This window comes from Alteromonas sp. AWJ4_197, assembly GCF_056160285.1.
In genome coordinates, this window is the sequence record NZ_JBSWWW010000006.1 from 439,000 (window position 1) to 458,158 (window position 19,159).

At 47.4% G+C, this 19,159-nt stretch carries 14 protein-coding genes and 1 pseudogene; 6 read left to right on the forward strand and 9 right to left on the reverse strand.

What is annotated here, in order from left to right:
* Positions 1-2: 2 nt before the first annotated feature.
* Both panB and panC read left to right on the forward strand, forming a co-directional pair.
* Positions 3-797, forward strand: a complete 795-nt coding sequence (panB, locus tag ACXAGC_RS15790; protein ID WP_119499914.1) for a 3-methyl-2-oxobutanoate hydroxymethyltransferase — start codon at positions 3-5, stop codon at positions 795-797.
* Between the two features lie 3 nt (positions 798-800).
* A complete protein-coding gene (gene panC, locus ACXAGC_RS15795) occupies positions 801-1,649 on the forward strand; it encodes a pantoate--beta-alanine ligase (protein ID WP_474845308.1) in 849 nt (282 codons plus the stop codon).
* 98 nt (positions 1,650-1,747) lie between these two features.
* On the opposite strand, the gene panP is transcribed toward panC, so the two are convergent.
* Positions 1,748-3,376, reverse strand: coding sequence for a pyridoxal-dependent aspartate 1-decarboxylase PanP (gene panP / locus ACXAGC_RS15800; protein WP_474845310.1), 1,629 nt, complete (start codon positions 3,374-3,376; stop codon positions 1,748-1,750).
* Between the two features lie 309 nt (positions 3,377-3,685).
* On the opposite strand from panP, the gene ACXAGC_RS15805 reads away from it, so the two are divergent.
* Complete coding sequence (locus tag ACXAGC_RS15805) at positions 3,686-4,414, forward strand: EAL domain-containing protein (protein ID WP_474845312.1); 729 nt, start codon at positions 3,686-3,688, stop codon at positions 4,412-4,414.
* A gap of 68 nt (positions 4,415-4,482) precedes the next feature.
* On the opposite strand, the gene ACXAGC_RS15810 is transcribed toward ACXAGC_RS15805, so the two are convergent.
* From ACXAGC_RS15810 to ACXAGC_RS15830, 5 genes and pseudogenes are all read right to left on the reverse strand, one after another.
* Complete coding sequence (locus ACXAGC_RS15810) at positions 4,483-7,446, reverse strand: glycosyl hydrolase 115 family protein (protein ID WP_474845314.1); 2,964 nt, start codon at positions 7,444-7,446, stop codon at positions 4,483-4,485.
* Entirely contained in the window at positions 7,421-7,693 is a 273-nt protein-coding gene (locus ACXAGC_RS15815) for a hypothetical protein (RefSeq protein ID WP_474845377.1), read from the reverse strand. Before ACXAGC_RS15815 ends, ACXAGC_RS15810 begins: the two co-directional genes overlap by 26 nt.
* A gap of 1 nt (position 7,694) precedes the next feature.
* A pseudogene (locus ACXAGC_RS15820) lies at positions 7,695-7,865 on the reverse strand (mannonate dehydratase); the annotation flags it as partial.
* Between the two features lie 20 nt (positions 7,866-7,885).
* The gene (locus ACXAGC_RS15825) at positions 7,886-9,064 is read right to left on the reverse strand and encodes an AGE family epimerase/isomerase (protein ID WP_474845375.1); all 1,179 of its coding nucleotides are present in this window, start codon (positions 9,062-9,064) and stop codon (positions 7,886-7,888) included.
* Between the two features lie 14 nt (positions 9,065-9,078).
* The gene (locus ACXAGC_RS15830) at positions 9,079-10,314 is read right to left on the reverse strand and encodes a sugar MFS transporter (RefSeq protein WP_474845315.1); all 1,236 of its coding nucleotides are present in this window, start codon (positions 10,312-10,314) and stop codon (positions 9,079-9,081) included.
* 404 nt (positions 10,315-10,718) lie between these two features.
* Here ACXAGC_RS15830 and ACXAGC_RS15835 point away from each other — a divergent pair, with 404 nt between their 5' ends.
* The 3 genes from ACXAGC_RS15835 to ACXAGC_RS15845 all read left to right on the forward strand — a co-directional run bounded on the left by ACXAGC_RS15835 (position 10,719) and on the right by ACXAGC_RS15845 (position 16,578).
* On the forward strand, positions 10,719-13,376 hold the full coding sequence (locus tag ACXAGC_RS15835) for a TonB-dependent receptor (RefSeq protein ID WP_474845317.1): 2,658 nt from the start codon (positions 10,719-10,721) through the stop codon (positions 13,374-13,376).
* Between the two features lie 123 nt (positions 13,377-13,499).
* Positions 13,500-14,210, forward strand: coding sequence for a FadR/GntR family transcriptional regulator (locus ACXAGC_RS15840; protein WP_474845319.1), 711 nt, complete (start codon positions 13,500-13,502; stop codon positions 14,208-14,210).
* A gap of 55 nt (positions 14,211-14,265) precedes the next feature.
* Positions 14,266-16,578: a GH92 family glycosyl hydrolase gene (locus tag ACXAGC_RS15845; RefSeq protein WP_474845321.1), complete on the forward strand. Its 2,313-nt coding sequence runs from the start codon at positions 14,266-14,268 to the stop codon at positions 16,576-16,578.
* A 105-nt stretch (positions 16,579-16,683) separates the two neighbouring features.
* Here the strand turns inward: ACXAGC_RS15845 and ACXAGC_RS15850 are convergent, their stop codons facing one another.
* Genes ACXAGC_RS15850 through ACXAGC_RS15860 form a run of 3 tightly spaced genes read right to left on the reverse strand, consistent with a single transcriptional unit; the run spans position 16,684 to position 19,063 of the window.
* Positions 16,684-17,355, reverse strand: coding sequence for a methyltransferase domain-containing protein (locus ACXAGC_RS15850; RefSeq protein WP_474845323.1), 672 nt, complete (start codon positions 17,353-17,355; stop codon positions 16,684-16,686).
* Positions 17,356-17,357: 2 nt separating this feature from the next.
* Positions 17,358-18,131 carry an ABC transporter permease gene (locus ACXAGC_RS15855; protein ID WP_474845325.1) on the reverse strand — a complete coding sequence of 258 codons (774 nt, stop codon included), beginning with the start codon at positions 18,129-18,131 and terminating at the stop codon, positions 17,358-17,360.
* 2 nt (positions 18,132-18,133) lie between these two features.
* A complete protein-coding gene (locus ACXAGC_RS15860; protein ID WP_119499908.1) occupies positions 18,134-19,063 on the reverse strand; it encodes an ABC transporter ATP-binding protein in 930 nt (309 codons plus the stop codon).
* Positions 19,064-19,159 lie beyond the last annotated feature (96 nt).

Genomic DNA, 19,159 nt, shown 5'->3' on the forward strand with positions numbered 1-19,159 from the left:
CCATGAAAAAAATCACCATTTCCGGTCTTCAAACCAAAAAAGCAGCCGGCGAGAAGATAACCGCCCTCACCGCCTATGACGCAAGCTTTGCCAAGATGTTCGATGAACAGAATATTGATGTCCTGCTTATCGGTGACTCACTGGGCATGGTGCTGCAAGGTGAAGAAGACACCCTGCCCGTCACCACAGACGATATTGCTTATCACACCCGCGCGGTGAGAAAAGGTACGAAACGGGCTTTTGTGCTTTCGGATATGCCTTTTATGTCTTATGACACACCTGAACATGCTTATCAGAACGCAGCCAGACTAATGGCTGCCGGTGCCAGCATGGTGAAAATTGAAGGCGGTGCGTGGCTGGCAGAGACTGTCAGAGGCCTGGTAGAGCGCAGTGTTCCTGTGTGCGGACACCTTGGTCTTACCCCGCAGTCGGTTCATGTTTTTGGCGGCTTTAAAGTACAGGGCCGTGAAGAAGATAAAGCGGCAAAACTCCTTGAAGATGCCCTTGCGCTGGAAAAAGCCGGCGCGCAGTTGCTGGTGCTGGAGTGTGTGCCGACCTCTTTAGGTAAAAAAGTGTCTGAAGCACTGTCCATTCCGGTTATCGGTATTGGTGCAGGAGCCGGTACTGACGGACAGATTCTGGTGATGCACGATATGTTCGGCATCTCAGCCAATTACATGCCGAAGTTCTCAAAGAACTTTCTGGCAGAAACCGGTGATATGCGAAAAGCAGTGCAAAAGTATATCAGCGATGTTCAAAGCGGTGCTTTCCCGGGCGCCTCTCACAGCTTCGAGTAATTCATGAAATCTCTGACAACAGTTGAAGACTTACGTGCGCAACGCAGCGCATGGGTGCAGGCAGGTAAAACTGTTGGCTTTGTGCCGACGATGGGTAATTTGCATAATGGCCATATGCAGCTTGTTCGTGCAGCGAAAGCTGAGTGCGATATTGTGGTGGTATCGATTTTCGTCAATCCGATGCAATTCGGGAAAAATGAAGATTTGGATAACTATCCCCGTACACTGGATGCAGATAAAGAAAAGCTTGAAAGCCTTGGCGTAGATGCTGTTTTTCTGCCATCAGTGGCAGAAATGTATCCCAGAGGCCTTGAGCAGCAAACCTTTGTCGAAGTCCCGGGCATTTCCTCTATCCTTTGCGGCGAAAGTCGTCCGGGACATTTCCGTGGTGTCGCTACCATTGTTTGTAAACTGTTTAATATGGTTTCTCCGGATACCGCCTTTTTCGGTGAAAAGGATTTTCAGCAGTTGCAGGTTATCCGTTTAATGGCGAAAGACTTATCTATGGGTCTGTCAATCAAAGGGGTGCCGACGGAAAGAGAGGCCTCCGGCCTGGCAATGAGTTCACGCAACGGATATCTCACGGCGCAGGAACGTGAAATTGCACCGGTTATTTATCAGCAACTGTGCGATATGAAAGCCGCAATTTTGGCTGGCGAGACAGACTTCAAATCGCTCATATCGACAGTAAGTGCTCACATTGACAAGTCAGGGTTCCGCACGGATTACCTGGCAGTTAAAAATGCTGCTGACTTAACCGATGCGACTGCGGCGTCGACGGAGTTCGTGATCCTTGTAGCTGCGTATCTGGGCAACACCCGTCTCATCGACAATATTCACTTTAGCAAGTAGCCTAAGCACAAACAAAAGCCGCGCAAAGGTTAAATACCCTTGCGCGGCTTTTTTGATCCCGCAGGTTACTGCGATATTGCGGAGCTTACCGGAAGATATTAACCGGCAACCGCAGAAGGAATGGCTTTCTCCAGCTCTGCCCAGGCATGGCGGGCGCGGGCGATTTCAGACTGTTCCTGCAGAATATTCTTTAAATCCTGCTCTGTCGTCAGCGGATTGGCCAGCACTACACGAAATACAGTTACCGGCTTCGGATTCAGGTCCGGGTTTTCAAGACGGGTACGTGACACGAAGGATTTACCGGCTTCACGTTGCAGCTTTTGCACATTCACCACCAGCGCATCAATTTTGTGATTCAGCCGTGCTTTCTCGTCATCAGAAGCGGTTTTCAGTTTTTCCTGTATAACCGGCGGACAAACGCGGTAAGTCAGCAAGGATAATGTGGGTGCTGTCACCAGTTCGAAATCAGGATGCTCTGAAATCATACGGGCGAAGGCTTTTGCCTTACTGATACTCTGGTCGATCAGCAGTTCATAACCCCGGCGGCCAAAAATATGTAATGACGCATACACCATCATCGCCATACCATTTCTGGAGCCTTCCAGCGTTGTTGCACCTAAGTCTTTCGAACCCTGACGCAGAATGTACTGGGCATGATGGCGCACAGCATTGGCGTCTTCAGGATTCTTAAACAGTGCCATACCAGCGCCCATGGGCACGTACATTTGCTTATGCGCATCAATGGTAACTGAATCTGCACGCTCTATGCCTTTAAGCTTGCTCCGGTGCGTGCCGGAAAACAACGTAGCGCCGCCCCAGGCAGCATCCACATGGAACCAGCAACCCAGCTCACGGGCCACATCTGCCAGTTCATCCAGCGGATCAACGTGACCGGTTTCCGTAGTACCGCCAACACCCACCAGAGCCAGCAACTTATTGCCTTCTTCCTGATAGCGACGGCCTTCAGCAAGCGCCTGTTCAGGTGACAGGGTCTGTTGCGGGCATGGCAGGGTAATTAGGTTGTCACGCCCGATCCCCAGCACATCCACGGCTTTAGACAATGAGTAGTGACCACGGCGGGAACACATTACGCCCATCTGGTTAATACCATAATGGCGGTAAGCAGCAGCAAGACCTGACTTAGCCACACCGGCAAATTTCTTATCCGGCCCGAGAATTTTATTCCGCGCAACCCAAAGCGCTGTAATGTTTGCCACCGTACCACCAGAGCAGAACGCTCCCAGTGCATGTCTGGCGCTGTGCAAATACTGCTGATACCAGCTGTCTTCCTGGCCATAAACCAGGTTGTGCATCATGCCCAGTACCTGCCGTTCAAGCGGTGTAAAGGCTTTAGATGTTTCGATTTTTACCAGATTCTGATTCAGGCCCACCAGCAATTTGGCCAGTGGCAAATGAAAATAGGGTAACGCAGAGGTCATATGACCAATAAAGGTCGGGGAATAGGTATTGACAGAATGGGCGACCAGCTTGTTCAGCAACGACTCAGCGTGAGAAGAAACAAACTCAGGGGATTCCGGCACAAAGGGATCAGAAAAATCCTGCTCAACCTCTTCCAGCGACGTCTTTTTCGTCACTACGTGCTGAGACAGAAAATCCAGAATGTTATCGGACAAATGCTGTTCGATTTGTGCGAGCTTTGAGTCTTTGTGTTCAGGTTTAGTAAAGACCCGAAACAGATGTTTCAGACTGACTTGTGCTTCACCCACTCCACACACCTCTTAATTAAATTGGAGCAAACCGCGCTTCGCCACAGGCAAAGTACAACACCGGCTGCACCCTGACAAACATCGTCAGTGACAATGAAAACTTAGCACGCATCTTACAAAGTGCCGAACTTTACCCCGGAAACACGCCTGCGCCAAGTGTAAGACGGATTAAACGGTAGTGATAATCACGCCAAATGACTTTAAATACCGCCCATCATTACGGTTAACACGAATATGTGAAAATAGAGAATGGGTAATCTGACAACGTCTGCTATAGTGAAAAGACAGGAATAGCCAGAGGCGAGTGACATGCCAATTCGTGAAATAACAGACAGCTACACTCTCGAATCTATTGTGCCTTACTTTCAGCCAATCGTCGATATCAGGTCAGAAATTGTATGGCGTTATGAATGCCTTGCACGGCTTGTTACGCCTGAGCAACGGGTTTTCCTGCCCAGCGATTTTCTGTACCTCATTGAACGTAACAACCATATTCACCAACTGGCTGAAATGATGTTTTGCAAAAGTGCGGTGTATTTCGAAGAATCCAATACGCCCTGGAACATCAACCTGGATGCCTCTGATCTCAATAACGAAGAGCTGCTGAACTCGCTTATCACCCAACTTGCCAACTATCCGAATCCTTCACGGGTATGTGTGGAAGTCAGTGCTGACGTTGCCAGCCACCAATATGAAATCCTCAAGCGCTTTATCGATAAATCGATGCACAGCGGAATGGGGGTGTTTATTGATAATCTGGGCAAAAGCAGCGGCAATGTGCGTAAACTGATGTCGCTGCCAATACGGGGCGTAAAACTGGACGGCGGCTTATTGCGCCGGCTCGACCACAGCGAAGAAATCGAGGATTTCATACTCAGCATTTGCGACCTGGCTAAAACACGGCATATGAGTATTGTGGCCGAACATGTCGAAGATGCCGATACCCTGGAAAAAGTGATGCAACTGCCGATTCAGTATGCACAGGGTTTTGTATTCTGTGAACCGGCTCCGGTGCCGCGCAACGCCGCTGCCCACTGATAAAACATACTTGCATATGTCTACACAGGTAAATCAGGGGCAGCGTTCAGGATTTAACCAGTAGATTATCAGCGATTCTCAAACGCTTTATTAACAGTGGCTGCGGGCAATGCATAACTTGCCTTCTTGCCGCCCAGGTCAATTAATATCGAGTCAACCAGGACACCTGAATCAACCATGTAAATGGTCAACGTGTGTTTGCCGGGCTTGTCGATAAGCTGCTGGATAGATCCGGTCGCCTGGTTTTTCAGAACATTTTGCTTCCACGTCTCACTGCGCCCTCGTGTACGAAAATCCAATATTTCAGGATTGTTATCATCTACAACAACGGCAACACGAACGCCTCGTCCTTCATACATAGGGTGAGTCGGCACCACATTCACACTAATCTCAGCCATACCTTGATTAAACGTATAAAAGTCATATTCCAATGCAGGACCTTCAAGAGACAAAAGATCTGCCGATTCCGGGTCGGCGGTAACGGGGACTGCTTTCATGACGCTGCCGCTGTAACCCAAATTGTCTACTTTCTGCCAACGACGGTTTTCCCCGTTTTTTTGACGCTGGAAATTGGCCGCATCCAACACCACATATCCCAGATCTTCTACGTAGCCATCAAAACTCTTCAATTCTGGTAAATCAGGGTTAAACACATTCAAACTAATATCCGATTGAAAATCTTCTGTCGTAAAAATCAGTTTGCCGGGCACTTTATATGAAGGAGGTATTAACTGATGATCATGCCCTAGTGGTGGCTCTTTTAAAGCTTCACCTTTAGGGACTTTACCCCAGTCGATATCCACCCACACCCGTTCATGAGGATGAGCCTGGCTCAATCTTCCCTGTGTTTTAGATAATTTAATCCACGGTTGTTGAGGAGAAATACTCCACTTTCTCGCTTCAGAGCCATTCAAATAAATATCAATAAAACGCGGGTTACGGGTAAAACTATTAAATACAGGTAAGGTACGGGCATGGCTATTAGTGATATGCGAATTGGCTGGCATGTCGAAGCCCTCTAACACAAACCCTACAGCCTGCTTCTGCTCTCGATGAGGCTGTGCCGAAGAAGGTATATCAAACACAGGTAAGTTGCGCGGAGACGCAGACATGATGTGCTGCCACTTACCACCAGCTAATTCAGTATTGTAATAACGGGTAATGTCCCGGATGGTTTGATAACTCGAGAGCATCTGTTCTGCATACCAGTCAGCATCACCACGGCCCTGGGCTGCAGCAAAGACATTTTTATAATGGTAAAGCCATTTGAGGCTCATATTCCCGGCCGCGACAATAGGGTAATAGGCCAACTGGTAAAACGCATCCTGACGGGTCTTATCGATTTGCGGTTGTAAGGTTTCAACTTCTTTGATCAACGCCTGCCACTGGGTGATAAGTGCGCTCACTTCATCACCGTAATGAGTTTGTGTTAGTTCGCCGGGCTGAGGCAATGACACTGGTTCGACATGACTCCAGGCCATAAATTCAGGGCGTCGTTGATACACAAGATGAAAATACTGTTTGAATATAGCGACCAGTTTATCTGATGCCCCGGCCGACAGGTCGCGGGCAAAATACTCCGCCATTTGCAAGTAAACATCATCCGCAGAATTAAACTGATCTCGCTGCCAGGCAATGTCCATAAATAACTCGGTATTGTATTCGTGAGGCTTAATATCCCCTACATTCAATATCCATTGCTCTCTGGCGTGGAGATCCCACGCTTTTGTAATTTCCTGCCACATTAAAACAGGGTTAGTCGAGTTTAACCACAGATAATCATGAGGCCGCCCCCAATAAGACGTGTGATAGTAAATACCCGCCCCACCACTGCGTTTTTGCTCTTCGGGGTTGCTGAGTTGTCGCAGATAACCGTAGTTATCGTCGGTCCACATTAACGTGATGTCATCGGGTACTTCGAGGCCGTTTTGGTAGTAAGTTAATACTTCTTTATAAGGCACAAAAGCTTGCGGAATGGAATCGACATCTTCGCCAGTAATCGAAGACAATAACTTTCTTTGATCTGTAATCACCTTATCGAGCAAAGCTACCTGATCAGCCATGGAGCTGTCGCGCATGATCATTGGCGAGTCATGTTCACCTCGCATCGCCACGGTGTAGATACTCTCAAAGTCTTTTGTTTCTCTAATTCGATGACTAAAAAACTGCTTTACGGCGCCAGCATTTGTATCGTAACGATATTGCCCCATTACATCCTTGTCCCATTCCCCGTTGATATTCGACAACATAGGTTCCGCATGGGAGGAACCGACAACAATACCGTAATCGTCAGCGACTTGTTTATTCTCAGGAATTGCATAAAAAGGTGTTGTGGTTTTATGCATAGCGGGCCAGATAGTATTGGCCCGCAAACGCAATAACAGTTCAAATACGCGGGCATAAGTTTTTGGCCCTATGTCACCGGTTTCCGGCTCATAGTTTTTCGCTGCCCAAATCTGTAAGCCCCAATCCTCATCATTAAGGAAAATACCACGATACTTAACATCCGGTGATGAAGAGACTGATGTTTTTACGTCAACAGACAAAGGATACTGTGTAGCGGGCGTGACATCGGCCCACCATTCCCATGGAGACACGCCCATCTGACGTGACAATGAAAGTAAACCGTAGGCAGTACCACGCCGGTCACTGCCCACAACAACTAACGCCGGTTTGTCACCCAAAATAGCAACAGGCTTCAGCCAGATCTGATAGCGTTCCCACTGACCTTGAATTGAGGACGGGTCAATGTCTCCCTGTTCAATTAAGCTGTCGATCAAAGCGCTTTGACCTAATGTTCCGGCAATAATTGCAGTGTGAGGAACCGGACTAAAATGTGACGCGAGTGACAATTTGTGACCGCTGATTGCCGCCACATCGCTGGCTAGCATAGCCGCTGATTTGTGTACTACTGTCGCATCTGATTCATCAACAAACAGCGTGGCTACGCCTTCTTCCCCAACCAGTGAAAAAGGCCCGGCCCAACTTTGCACACTCAGGCCAACACTACATAAAATTACGAACATCCACATTTTGGATTTCCACCACAATACCACTGTCCTTTCTCCTTGCAGAAAATACTACTAACGAGTCTGAATGTACGAAACCGCACTTATCACACCAGGTAATTAAGCCAAACCTTTCAAGCAAGGCTTTCTGTTCTTCTGACATGACATCCAGACGGGCTTTGGCTTTCGCCAGCAAACTTGCCGGGTAATCTGCTTCTGCCCCGTCGTTGCATGATGTAAACGTCGTATGCCGCAAAGTCAGAGTATTCAAAACGAAGTGCGTATGTTTTATCGGACAATTGATAGTTGAGGTTAGTACGTGTCCAACCAACTACCGGCATAAAGTTGTAGCAAACCCCAGTCACACCGGCTGCGCCCGCCTGTTTGATTTTTTCCAGGGTAATGGTGTCATCAGGACCAAACCATCTCCACGTTTCAATCATAAATAGTTACTCTTCGAAAGTTATAATGCCTGTTCGATAATTTCCCAAAGCGCCCCCTGGGTATGGTAATCACACTTAGCGCCAGCCAGACTTTTCTCATTGTTGTAAGGCTTGTTGTCCGCCGTAAGTACACGGAACCAACTGCCGTATGTGTGGTCAATCATGGCGCTCCAGCAATACGCCCAAATTTTCTCATACCATTGCCAATACGCATCATTACCTGTTGCTTTAGCTAACAACGCAGCCGCTGCTAACGACTCGGCTTGTACCCAGAAATATTTGTCACTGTCGCAAATTTCACCGTCAGGGGCATGACCATAAAAAATACCGCCGTTTTCCTCGTCCCAGCAAAGGTTCAGTGCGCTATCAAATAGCGCTTGCGCTCTTTCCACCATCCAGCTTTCGGGCTGATGACGATGCAAAATTAACAGTAATTTAGTCCATTCAGTTTGGTGGCCCGGTTGGAAGCCCCACGGACGATAAAGATTTTTCGGGTCGTCTTTGTTGTACTCCCAATCAATCGACATATCAGCATGGTAGTGTTCCCAAATCAGTCCTTGCGTCAGTGCTGCTTTTTCTACCGCGAAAGTTTTTGCCAGTGTATAAGCACGTTTTAAAAACGCCTTATCCTTTGTTGCATCATAGGCAATTAATAACGCTTCACAGCAATGCATATTGGCATTCTGACCGCGATAAGTACCTAACGTTGACCAATCTGGTGAGGCTTCATCGGCATAGCAACCATCGGACTCTTGCCAAAAACGCTCGTTGAGTATTTCCCACGCCTGATATAAAGGTATCTCAGCCTTGTTAAGTCCTGTTTTCACACAGGTTGCGAGCGCGAGGATCACGAAAGCTAATCCATAAGCATGGTTGGTTTGGTCCACCGGTGTATTAGCATCTAACAACCAATTATACGCTTGACGTTCTTCATCCCAGTGCCGGGTAAGCAAATACACTAAACCGTGCTCAATGCGTTGGAGGTCTTCTTCACGTTGAAAGTGCTGATAGGCTTTGCAATAGTTGAAAATCATCCGGGTGGAGCTCACCAGGTGCTTTTTCCCCGGTTCGAAAATGTCACCATTGTCGTAATAGTTCTGATGAAAACCACCGTTAACTTCGTCCATTACATTCGGGGCGTAAAACGCCAGTATATCTTCAATGTGTGACGTTAATGCCTGTTCGCTTTTACAGTCCAACATAATCTAACCCTCTATTGTTCATTTGGCAGCTTGCTGCCTTTTTGTGCATACCAGGTCACAAATCCATAACTGGCTAACGGCACGATAAAGCTCATCTGAATACTCAGGGTGTCGGCTACAATGCCCTGCAAAACAGGCAAAATTGCACCTCCAACAATAGCCAGACACAACAGACCCGCACCTTCAGCCGTTGCTGCCCCTAACCCACGGATTCCCAGTGAGAAAATGGTGGGGAACATGATGGAGTTGCACAGTCCAATCAATACCACAGCCCACATTGCGATATTGCCACTGGCTGACATCACAACAACGAGCAGAAATATAGCCGCCAAAGCGTTAAATGTGAGTGCTGAAGACGCTTTGATGTACTGCATGATGTAAGCACCAGCGAAACGCCCGACCATAGCGGCGCCCCAATAAAGCCCCAGATAGGTGGCTGCATCTTTATGAGTGAGACCTGCGATATCGTCGCTACTTAAAAAGTTAATCAAAAAGCTACCGATCGATACTTCGGCACCGACATACAAAAATATCGCCACAGCACCTAAAACAAGATGGCGATGAGCGGTGAGCTTTTTCACAGCCTCTCCTTGCAGGCTTGCAGATTGCCCGGATTCTGCGGCAATTTTAGGTAGTGGAAAACGCTTAAATACAATCGCCACCACAACCAGCGCCAACGCAATCAACAAGTAAGGAATTTGGACCGACTCAGGATTAGCAGGCCCTTCGAGCTGGCTCGCCCCAATGATTAGCGCACCGCCAAAGAACGGGGCGACGGTGTGCCCCACAGAATTCAATCCCTGGCAAAAATTCAACCGGCTTGATGCGCTTTTTTCATCGCCAAGCGCAGCCACATAGGGATTTGCCGTCACTTGCAATATCGTTATTCCACTTGCGAGAACAAATAGCCCCCCTAAGAAAAACACATACAACTTCACTTCTGCAGCGGGGTAAAATAATAGACAGCCCACCGCTGTAGTTAATAAGCCCGCGATAATGCCGGCTTTAAAACCCAGGCGCCTAATTAACTTACCAGCAGGCAGTGACACGAGAAAGTAAGCACCGAAAAAGGCAAATTGCACCAACATGGCTTGAGTGTAATTAAGTGAAAACGCACTTTTAAGGTGAGGAATCAAGACATCATTCAAGCTTGTCAGAAAGCCCCAGAAAAAAAACAATGCACTCATCGCTAATAATGGCGAATGCGACTTCGCTATTGAGGCTTGTGTATTACTGACTGTATTCATTGGTCACCTTTATGTTCACATTTCGACAACCTCACAACTCTGGTAAGGCCACCTTACAGAGAGTAAATGAAGACCATCAACATTGCAATAAAGGGGGCGCACAAACCGGGAAAGACACCCAAATCATTGTTTTATAGAAATATTGTATTTATCAGAACCACTAACTAAGTGATTTACAGAAAGAAATACCACCTATAACCGGAACGTAATTTACGTACCAGAAATGTAATCTGCGTTTATTTATTGTAAAAATTTGGTTGTTGGGAGCATTGACTTGTGATTATACTTATCCGGCCTTACCAATTATTCATAAGACTGGGAGAGACAGCATGAGAAGACGATTCGGGGCGCAATACACACTCACACCGTTAGCCACAGCTTTGGCACTGGCATTACCAATTACGGTGCTAGCGCAAGAAACAAGCTCACAGGATCCTGAAGTGATAGAAGTTAAAGGGATTCGTTCTAGTGTCACCAAAGCATTGTCGATGAAGCGTTACGAAGTAGGTGTCTCTGACGCCATTTCCGCTGACGACATTTCAAGTTTTCCTGATGAAAATATCGCCGAATCGATCCAACGTATTGCCGGTATTCAAATTCAACGTTCGAACGGACGCGGTGCGTTGATAAGCATTCGGGGATTAGGCCCCGAATATGCGGCAACAACTCTGAATGGTCAGGCGTTTGCCAGCGCACAATTTGACGGTGGCTTCCGCTTTGATATTGTGCAGTCAGAACTGGCATCAGAAATTCAGGTATTCAAAACTCCCAGCGCATCAATGGATGAAGGCGGCTTGTCTGGTGCTGTGAATATAGGCACAGCTAAGCCTCTCAACTATTCCGAACGCAAGATGCTTGCAAAAGTCGAGGCAAACTACTCAGAAGACCGCAGCAGTGCCACACCCGGCGGAAGCTTTACGTATATCGACCAATTTAATGACAACCTTGGTGTTTTAGTTAACTTTGGTTATCAGGAACTCGATACCCGTTATGACTTAATGTACAGCCAACGTTTTTCCGATGTTGACCTGAACAGCGATGGCGAAAGCGATTACGCAGCTAATGGCATCCCACTGGAACGAACCAATCGTCCCCGTATGCGCCGCGAAGACGGCAACACGCAACGTTATCTGTTAAATACAGCAATACAATATGTAGCCAGCGATACTCTGGAATTTGGATTAACAGGGATTCTTGCACAGGATGAACGTAAGATTTACTTCCAGCAGTTAGTTCCACTTTTTGGTGGTGGTGATCCTGAACCCACCCTTACCTACCTGGGCCAAACAGATAATACTGTAGACCATATCCTTGCTGAGAACATTCGCGTAGAAGCCAACCATACCCGTCAAACTGAAGACCGCACCAGCTATGCTGTAACAGGTACATCAGAATGGATGATTACCGATGATTTCACCATGAATAGTGCACTCCATTACACTGCGGGAAGCATTGATATCGTAGAACGCGCAGTTGTATTAGGTATTCGTTCAGACCTTGAAGTCGACATGGATCCAAATAATCCCGTATTCACTTCAAACGGCCTCAATCCGGTGTCAGATCCCAGCTCATGGGCGTTAGATAATCTGTTTCGTAATGACATCTCAGGTAAAGTGCAAACTTACGATACTGACGAGCTCGCTGCACAGGTTGACTTCAACTATTATCTCGACAGCGATTTCTTCAAAGCCGTGAAGTTTGGTTTCAAGCACCGCAGACAAACTCTGGATACCGAAAGTACGCGTTATGACCGGAATTTCCGTGACGACGATATTTATACTGCGCCTTTCCCCACCGTTGCAGAAGCGAGTTATACCGTAAACGACTTTAGCGGCGGTGAGTTCGCCGGGTTAAACTTGAATTATGTATTACCGGATGTTGATGCTTACCTGCAAGCCTTTGATGAATCGGGTCTGACAATTGAACCAAACTTCCAGGAAGCCGGATTCTTTCAAATCGATCGCAACATTACCAATTTTTATACACAGCTGGACTTTGGTAATGATTACCTTCGCGGTAATATTGGCGTACGTTACGCTAAAACAGATCGTACCGTTGACACCGTTACTTATGACGGCGGAATTCAAGTAACAACAGGCGCATTTACGGATATCGGCGGCGATTCTGCCGAACCGTCATCGAGTAGCTTTGATTATGACAACTGGCTACCAAGCTTAAACCTTGCCTATGATCTAACCGACGACATCGTGATTCGTGCTGCGGCAGGCAAAGTATTGGTGCGCCCGATTATTGGTGAAACCGCGAGCTTTGGCCGCGAGATTGCGACTCTGGACAACGGTACCGATATTATTGTGAATGTCTCTGAAGGCTCTTTCGACCTTCCGGCGCTGACCGCTAACCAGTACGATTTAAGCGCAGAATGGTACTTCAATGAATCAAGTGCAATTACTCTGGCATACTTCAAAAAAGAGGTTAAAAATCAGGTTATTACTGAGGCAGTATGCCCGGGTGATTTCCAATTAGCCGATGTTTCATTTGACTCTGCAACCGGTGAATGTCGTGGCACCGATGGCTATATCTATAACATCACACGAAATCGTGCGACCGATGGTGTTTTAGAGATCAATGGTATTGAGCTTGCTTATAACCAGTCGTTTGATTTCTTGCCAGCACCATTTAATGGTTTGGGCATGATCGCTAACTACACCCTGTTGGATGCAGACAATCCACAAGAAGAACAACCGCTTCTGGGTTCATCAGAACGTACTGCCAACCTCATTGGTTATTACGAAAATGGTGGTTTCGCCATTCGTATTGCCATGAACTATCGCAGTGAATATTCATTGAATGATGGCTCAAAAACAGGTGAAAACTTCGGTGACAGCAGTGCCATAGTGCCTAATCCCGGAAGCTTACTCGATGCCCGGAAACAAGTCGATGTATCCATGTCATACGAGTTTGAGAATGGCGTAAAAGTGTCGTTGGAAGGTATTAACGTTAACGGCGATTACGAGCGTGGAACACGTTTCGAGAAAGCCCGGTTACAATCTGTTGCGACCTTTGGCTCTACCTACTTCATGGGTGTAACGTACAGCTTCTGACAATTGTGCTTATGTGGTTACCTTTTTTGGTAACCACATACTTTTATTTGGTCATGTAAATTGACCACCCGAACAGTAAGACGCTAGAGTGGAAGTAAAGCAGGTTCAGAAAAAACAATATTCATGCACTTTCAAATTAATGATTTATCAAGCAAACGCCTTTATTTGCAAATCGCCGAACAAGTCCTGGAGATGATAAGTCAGGGTAGTTTACGTGTCGGTGAAAAACTACCGGCAGAACGCAAACTTGCGGAAACCTTTAATGTTAGCCGCCCCACTATCCGCGAGGCAATGATCGCGCTGGAAGTGAGTGGTATTGTGGAAATTCGCTCGGGCTCCGGCGTGTATGTCATCGCTGAATCTGGCCGTAGCGAGCTCAACATCGAAGACAACTTACCCGGCCCGTTTGAAATTCTGGAAGCCCGTTTGTATTTTGAATCAGAAGCCGCAGCTTTAGCTTCTCAGCGGATTACTCATCAGGAAATTCATCAGTTAAAAGTGTTTCAAAAGAAAATGCAAAATCTTGAGAGTCAGGATTTAGCAAAAACACATAGTTATGACCGAAGTTTTCACGAGCTGATCGCACAATCAACAAGAAACTCCAGTATTTACGAAATCATCTGTGGGTTGTGGTCGCTACGTAACCGGTCTGAAATGAATACCACTTTCGATGCGTTAATTCGCCGTCGTGGTGCGTCACCAATAATTGAAGATCATCACCTGATTATAGAAGCATTACAAAGCAGAGACGAAAGTCGGGCAAAACAAGCAATGAGATCCCATATCCAGCGAGTCATCAATGAGTTCTCAGAGTGCACCTTAAACGACGACTAGTTACCTGACCCTTAATGCATCGGTGTGATTGATCGCAACCCTCTTGGAGAAAGACATGCGATTAACGCATTGCGCTGTTTCAGCGTTATTTGTCAGTGCGGCGCTGGCTGGCTGTGAAAAATCTAATAAAGTAGAAGCACCGGTTTCTGTGCAACAAGCAGTGAGTGAACAGCTTGCCCCTGTCGATGCGGTATGGCCCTGGTTAGATTCAGCCAATTCCCGCTGGTTTTACTTTAATTCAGCCACCCGACCGTTCGGCATGGTGAATCTCAGCCCCGACACCGAAATTGACGGAGCATGGGGTAGTGGTTACCGGTATAACACTGAGGAAGTAAAAGGCTTCAACCATGTCCATGCATGGCAGTTGTCAGGTTTATCAGTGCTTCCTATCTCTCAACAGCGACCACTGGCAGACATAGAAAACGACTATTTCTCTGCGTTTAGTCACGACAAAGAAAATGTAGCGGCTGGTTACCATTCACTCATCCTTGAGCGCTATGGCATCAACGCTGAGTTGACCGCCACCACCCGCGTTGGCTTTCATCACTATGAATATACACAAGCGGGACCGAAACAGATCTTGCTGGATTTAGAGGGTCAATTTGGTCCCTCGGAGTTATCCAAAGGCAGCTTTACCCAAATTGATGACACCACGTTTAGTGGTTCTGTGATTAATGCACCCACTATTCGTCGCCCGCGCCCTACACCAGTGTTTTTTTATATCAAACTGAACAAGCCGGTTGCCAAAATTGATGTCAATGAAACAGCAGCGCTGCTAACACTGGATGACTCTACAGATGACGTGCTGATGAAAGTGGCTATTTCTTACGTAGATGAGGATGGTGCTAAGCAAAACATGCAATCTGAGTTACCCGGATGGGATTTCAACGCCACTGTAGCGGCTTCACGTGATACCTGGAATGAATGGTTAGGGAAAATCCGGGTAGAAGGGGGAAGTGAAAAAGTGCGCCGTCGTTTTTACACCGATTTATTCCACGCGCTTCAAGGGCGTCGAATTATCTCTGATGTTGATGGCCGCTATTCAGATCAAACCAGCGCTGAACGAAAAATCAAACAACTCCCCTTAAATGCGCAACACCAACCTGAATTCAATCACCACAACTCAGATTCCTTCTGGGGCGCTCAGTGGACTATTCAAACCTTGTGGCCGTTGGCCTATCCCAAGGTGGCGTCTGACTTTTCAAACTCGATGCTGACCATGGCGGAAGATGGCGGCTATGTGCCCAGAGGGCCATCTGGTGGAAATTACACTTACGTAATGACAGGCGCCTCGTCTACGCCATTTATCGTCAGCACTTATTTAAAAGGTATTCATGATTTTGACCCGCTGAAAGCCTATGAAGCGCTGAAAAAAAATCACTTACCAGGCGGTATGATGAGCCACGCAGGCTATGAACACGACTCTGCCATAGGTGGCGGGTTGGAATATTATATCGAGAAGGGCTTTGTGCCTTACCCGCTGCCAGTTGAAAGCGACGCGTTCCACCGCGATGGAGCAGGTCAAACCCTTGAATACGCTTATCAAGACTGGACTTTGGGACAGTTGGCGCAGGAACTCGGCCTTGCTGAAGATGCTGAGTGGCTGAAAAACCGTAGTCTCAATTATCGGAATATTTATGATACCGGGACCGGTTTCATGCGTCCGAAAGATGAAAATGGTAAGTGGAAAGCCGACTTTGACCCGTTTGAATACCGGCACGGTTTCGTCGAGTCGAACGCAGCACAAATGACGTGGTACGTACCTCACGATATTACCGGCCTCGCTGATTTAATGGGTGGGGAAAAAGTCGCAGCCAATCGTTTGAATGAGGCCTTTGAAGCCGCTGAAAAACTTGGATTTACTTCGGGTACCGCGCACGCTCAGGAAACCCACGAAGAGTACCGCCGTATTCCTGTGAACTACGGCAATCAACCTTCAATTCAAACCGCATTTATCTTTAATGAACTCGGTGAGCCGGGCAAAACCCAATATTGGTCCAGGGAGGTGGTCAATCAGGTTTATCAAAACTTGTCACCTGAGCATGGCTACAACGGTGATGAAGACCAGGGATTAATGGGTTCACTTGCGGTATTAATGAAAATCGGATTATTCCAGGTCGATGGCGGCGCGCGTCAAGAGCCCGTTTATCAAATAGGAAGCCCGATCTTTGAGCGTATCACCATTGCTTTAGATGAACGTTATTACAGTGGCAAAAATTTCACGATTGAGACCGTGAACAACAGTGACGAAAATCGTTATATTAAATCGGCATGGTTAAACGGTAAGCCTCTTAACCGCCGGTATCTGACGCACGGAGAAATTACCCGGGGAGGGTTACTCAAACTTGAAATGACGTCCACGCCCTGAGATTAATCGTGTTCAGTGACGATTCTTCCATATCTTATAGGGAGAAATTGACGTTCTGAGAATAGTAAAGGCCGGATAACCGGCCTTTACTGCTTACAAATGTATTTAATCAGCTTCATCGTAACGGGTATTCAACCGCCAGCATGGTTGCCCGCTGCCACGGTACTTCCGCTCGAACGGGGTCATGTGGTTATCACCGGTAATTTCACTGATATCTCCGGATAAACCATAGTGACTTGCCGCGCGGGCAAACTCCATCAGATACAAAAACCAGTTGCTGCGCACCTCAATGTTGCTGCACAGCGCCATAATATCCACCATGGCAGCAGAAGCGTACCAGCGCTTTTGTACCTGAGACGGTTTCGGATAAGGATTAGGGTACAGCAAAAAGTGCTGCACAATATTCCAGTCCGCCGTGCGGGCCAGGCGCCAGAAGTCATTCACATCAGCACGAAACACAGCGTAGTTCTGACTTTCTGACTGATAGTGCACGTGCTTATCTACTCTCAGCGCAGACTTATCAATACCAATTACTCTGGCATCAGGAAAGCGTTCAGCCAGGTTGGCCGTGCTTTCCCCTACCCCACAGCAGGAATCCAGAATCACATCGCCCTGCCAGTCATCCAGCCACGCACACACGTCATCAAAAGATGCGCGGGTATGGTCACTCACCGGACGCTGGTTTTCCGTGCGGCGGTACCGCTCAACCAGTTCATCAAGCTTCTCATGAATGCCCTGCTGATTACTTAATACTTCTCGGGAATTACCGGTACTCACAGTTAACTCCGGATCCCGCTACCTTTTGTCAGCAGATGATGTGCAACAGCGTAAAGCACCACGTTGAAGCCGACAAGAATGGCAATGGACACAGAAACATTAACGTCTGACACACCTAAAAAGCCGTAGCGAAAACCATTCACCATGTACACGATCGGGTTCGCCTTACTGACAATTTGCCAGAATTCCGGTAACAGCGTTAACGAGTAGAATACGCCACCCAGATAGGTGAGCGGGGTCAGCACAAAAGTGGGCACCATGCTGATATCATCAAAGGTTTTTGCAAATACCGCGTTTACCAGACCGGCGGTAGCAAATAAGGTGGAGGTAAGCAGCAAGGTAACCACAATAGCGGCCAGATTGTGAATTTGCACATCAACGAAAAACATTGATACACAGGTCACAATAATGCCGATTAAGATAGCACGGGCCACGCCGCCGCCCACGTAACCGAAAATGATCACCCAGGTCGGTACAGGAGCCACAAGCAATTCTTCAATATTGCGTTGGAATTTGGCGCTGAAAAACGACGATGACACGTTTGAATAAGAGTTCGTGATCACAGACATCATGATCAGTCCGGGTACAATAAACTCCATATAGGTGAAGCCGCCCATCTGACCAATCCGTTCACCAATCAGACTACCGAAAATGACAAAATACAGTGTCATAGTAATTGCCGGCGGCACCAGTGTTTGTACCCAGATGCGCAGAAAGCGGGTACATTCTTTAATCCAGATAGTATTCAGCGCAATCCAGTTATTTTGTCCGTGCATGATTACGCCTCCTCTTTGGCTTTACGGCCATTCTCGACCAGGGTAACAAACAACTCTTCCAGACGGTTCGACTTGTTGCGCATACTGAGCACCGGCACCGATTGCTCTGTTAACTGGGTAAATACCGGATTCAACCCTTCAGTTTTCTCCACATCCACTTCCAGCGTATTTTCATCCAGCAAACGGTGAGTAAAACCTGAAATGACCGGCTTGTTGGCGTAATTGCCAAGATCCAGCACAAATGTTTCCATGCTCAATTTGGCCAGCAGTGACTTCATGCTGGTGTTTTCCACTATCGTTCCCTTATCAATGATCGCGATATTGCGGCACAACATTTCCGCTTCCTCGAGATAATGGGTTGTCAGGATGATAGTGATACCCTGCTCATTGATGGTTTTAAGGAAGTCCCACATGGAACGGCGGATTTCAATATCTACTCCGGCGGTGGGCTCATCCAGAATCAGCAATTTGGGTTCATGCATTAACGCCCGTGCAATCATCAGGCGGCGCTTCATGCCCCCTGACAACGTGCGCGCAGCCATGTCTTTCTTTTCCCACAGGTCGAGCTGCTTTAAATATTTTTCGGCCCGTTCTTTAGCTACGTTGCGGGGCACACCATAGTAACCCGCCTGATTCAGTACGATTTGCAGTACAGTTTCAAACTGATTGAAGTTGAATTCCTGCGGCACCAGGCCAATGCAAGATTTAGCCTTTTCTTTTTCAGTATTCAGGTCGTACCCGAACACTTTCACATCGCCTTCGCTGGCGTTAACCAGTGAACTGATGATGCCGATGGTGGTGGATTTACCGGCACCGTTAGGTCCCAGCAGGGCAAAAAAATCACCCTCATCTACATGCAGGTTGACGCCGCGCAGTGCCTGCACGCCACCTTTGTAGATTTTCTTCAAATCTGTGATATCCAGCGCTTTCATGCTTTGCCTGTTTTGTTTTCATTAAGCCGTTAATAATAACATGAAAAAAGCGCCCGTTGCGGGCGCTAAACGTTGGGGTTGGGAGGATTAACGAAA

Bases quoted from the DNA above. Each gene is read 5' to 3' on its own strand.
- ACXAGC_RS15845 (WP_474845321.1), top strand. From the start codon at position 14,266: ATGCGATTAACGCATTGCGCTGTTTCAGCGTTATTTGTCAGTGCGGCG.
- panB (WP_119499914.1), top strand. From the start codon at position 3: ATGAAAAAAATCACCATTTCCGGTCTTCAAACCAAAAAAGCAGCCGGC.
- ACXAGC_RS15860 (WP_119499908.1), bottom strand. From the start codon at position 19,063: ATGAAAGCGCTGGATATCACAGATTTGAAGAAAATCTACAAAGGTGGC.
- ACXAGC_RS15830 (WP_474845315.1), bottom strand. From the start codon at position 10,314: ATGAATACAGTCAGTAATACACAAGCCTCAATAGCGAAGTCGCATTCG.
- ACXAGC_RS15805 (WP_474845312.1), top strand. From the start codon at position 3,686: ATGCCAATTCGTGAAATAACAGACAGCTACACTCTCGAATCTATTGTG.
- ACXAGC_RS15810 (WP_474845314.1), bottom strand. From the start codon at position 7,446: ATGTGGATGTTCGTAATTTTATGTAGTGTTGGCCTGAGTGTGCAAAGT.
- ACXAGC_RS15840 (WP_474845319.1), top strand. From the start codon at position 13,500: ATGCACTTTCAAATTAATGATTTATCAAGCAAACGCCTTTATTTGCAA.
- panC (WP_474845308.1), top strand. From the start codon at position 801: ATGAAATCTCTGACAACAGTTGAAGACTTACGTGCGCAACGCAGCGCA.
- ACXAGC_RS15855 (WP_474845325.1), bottom strand. From the start codon at position 18,131: ATGCACGGACAAAATAACTGGATTGCGCTGAATACTATCTGGATTAAA.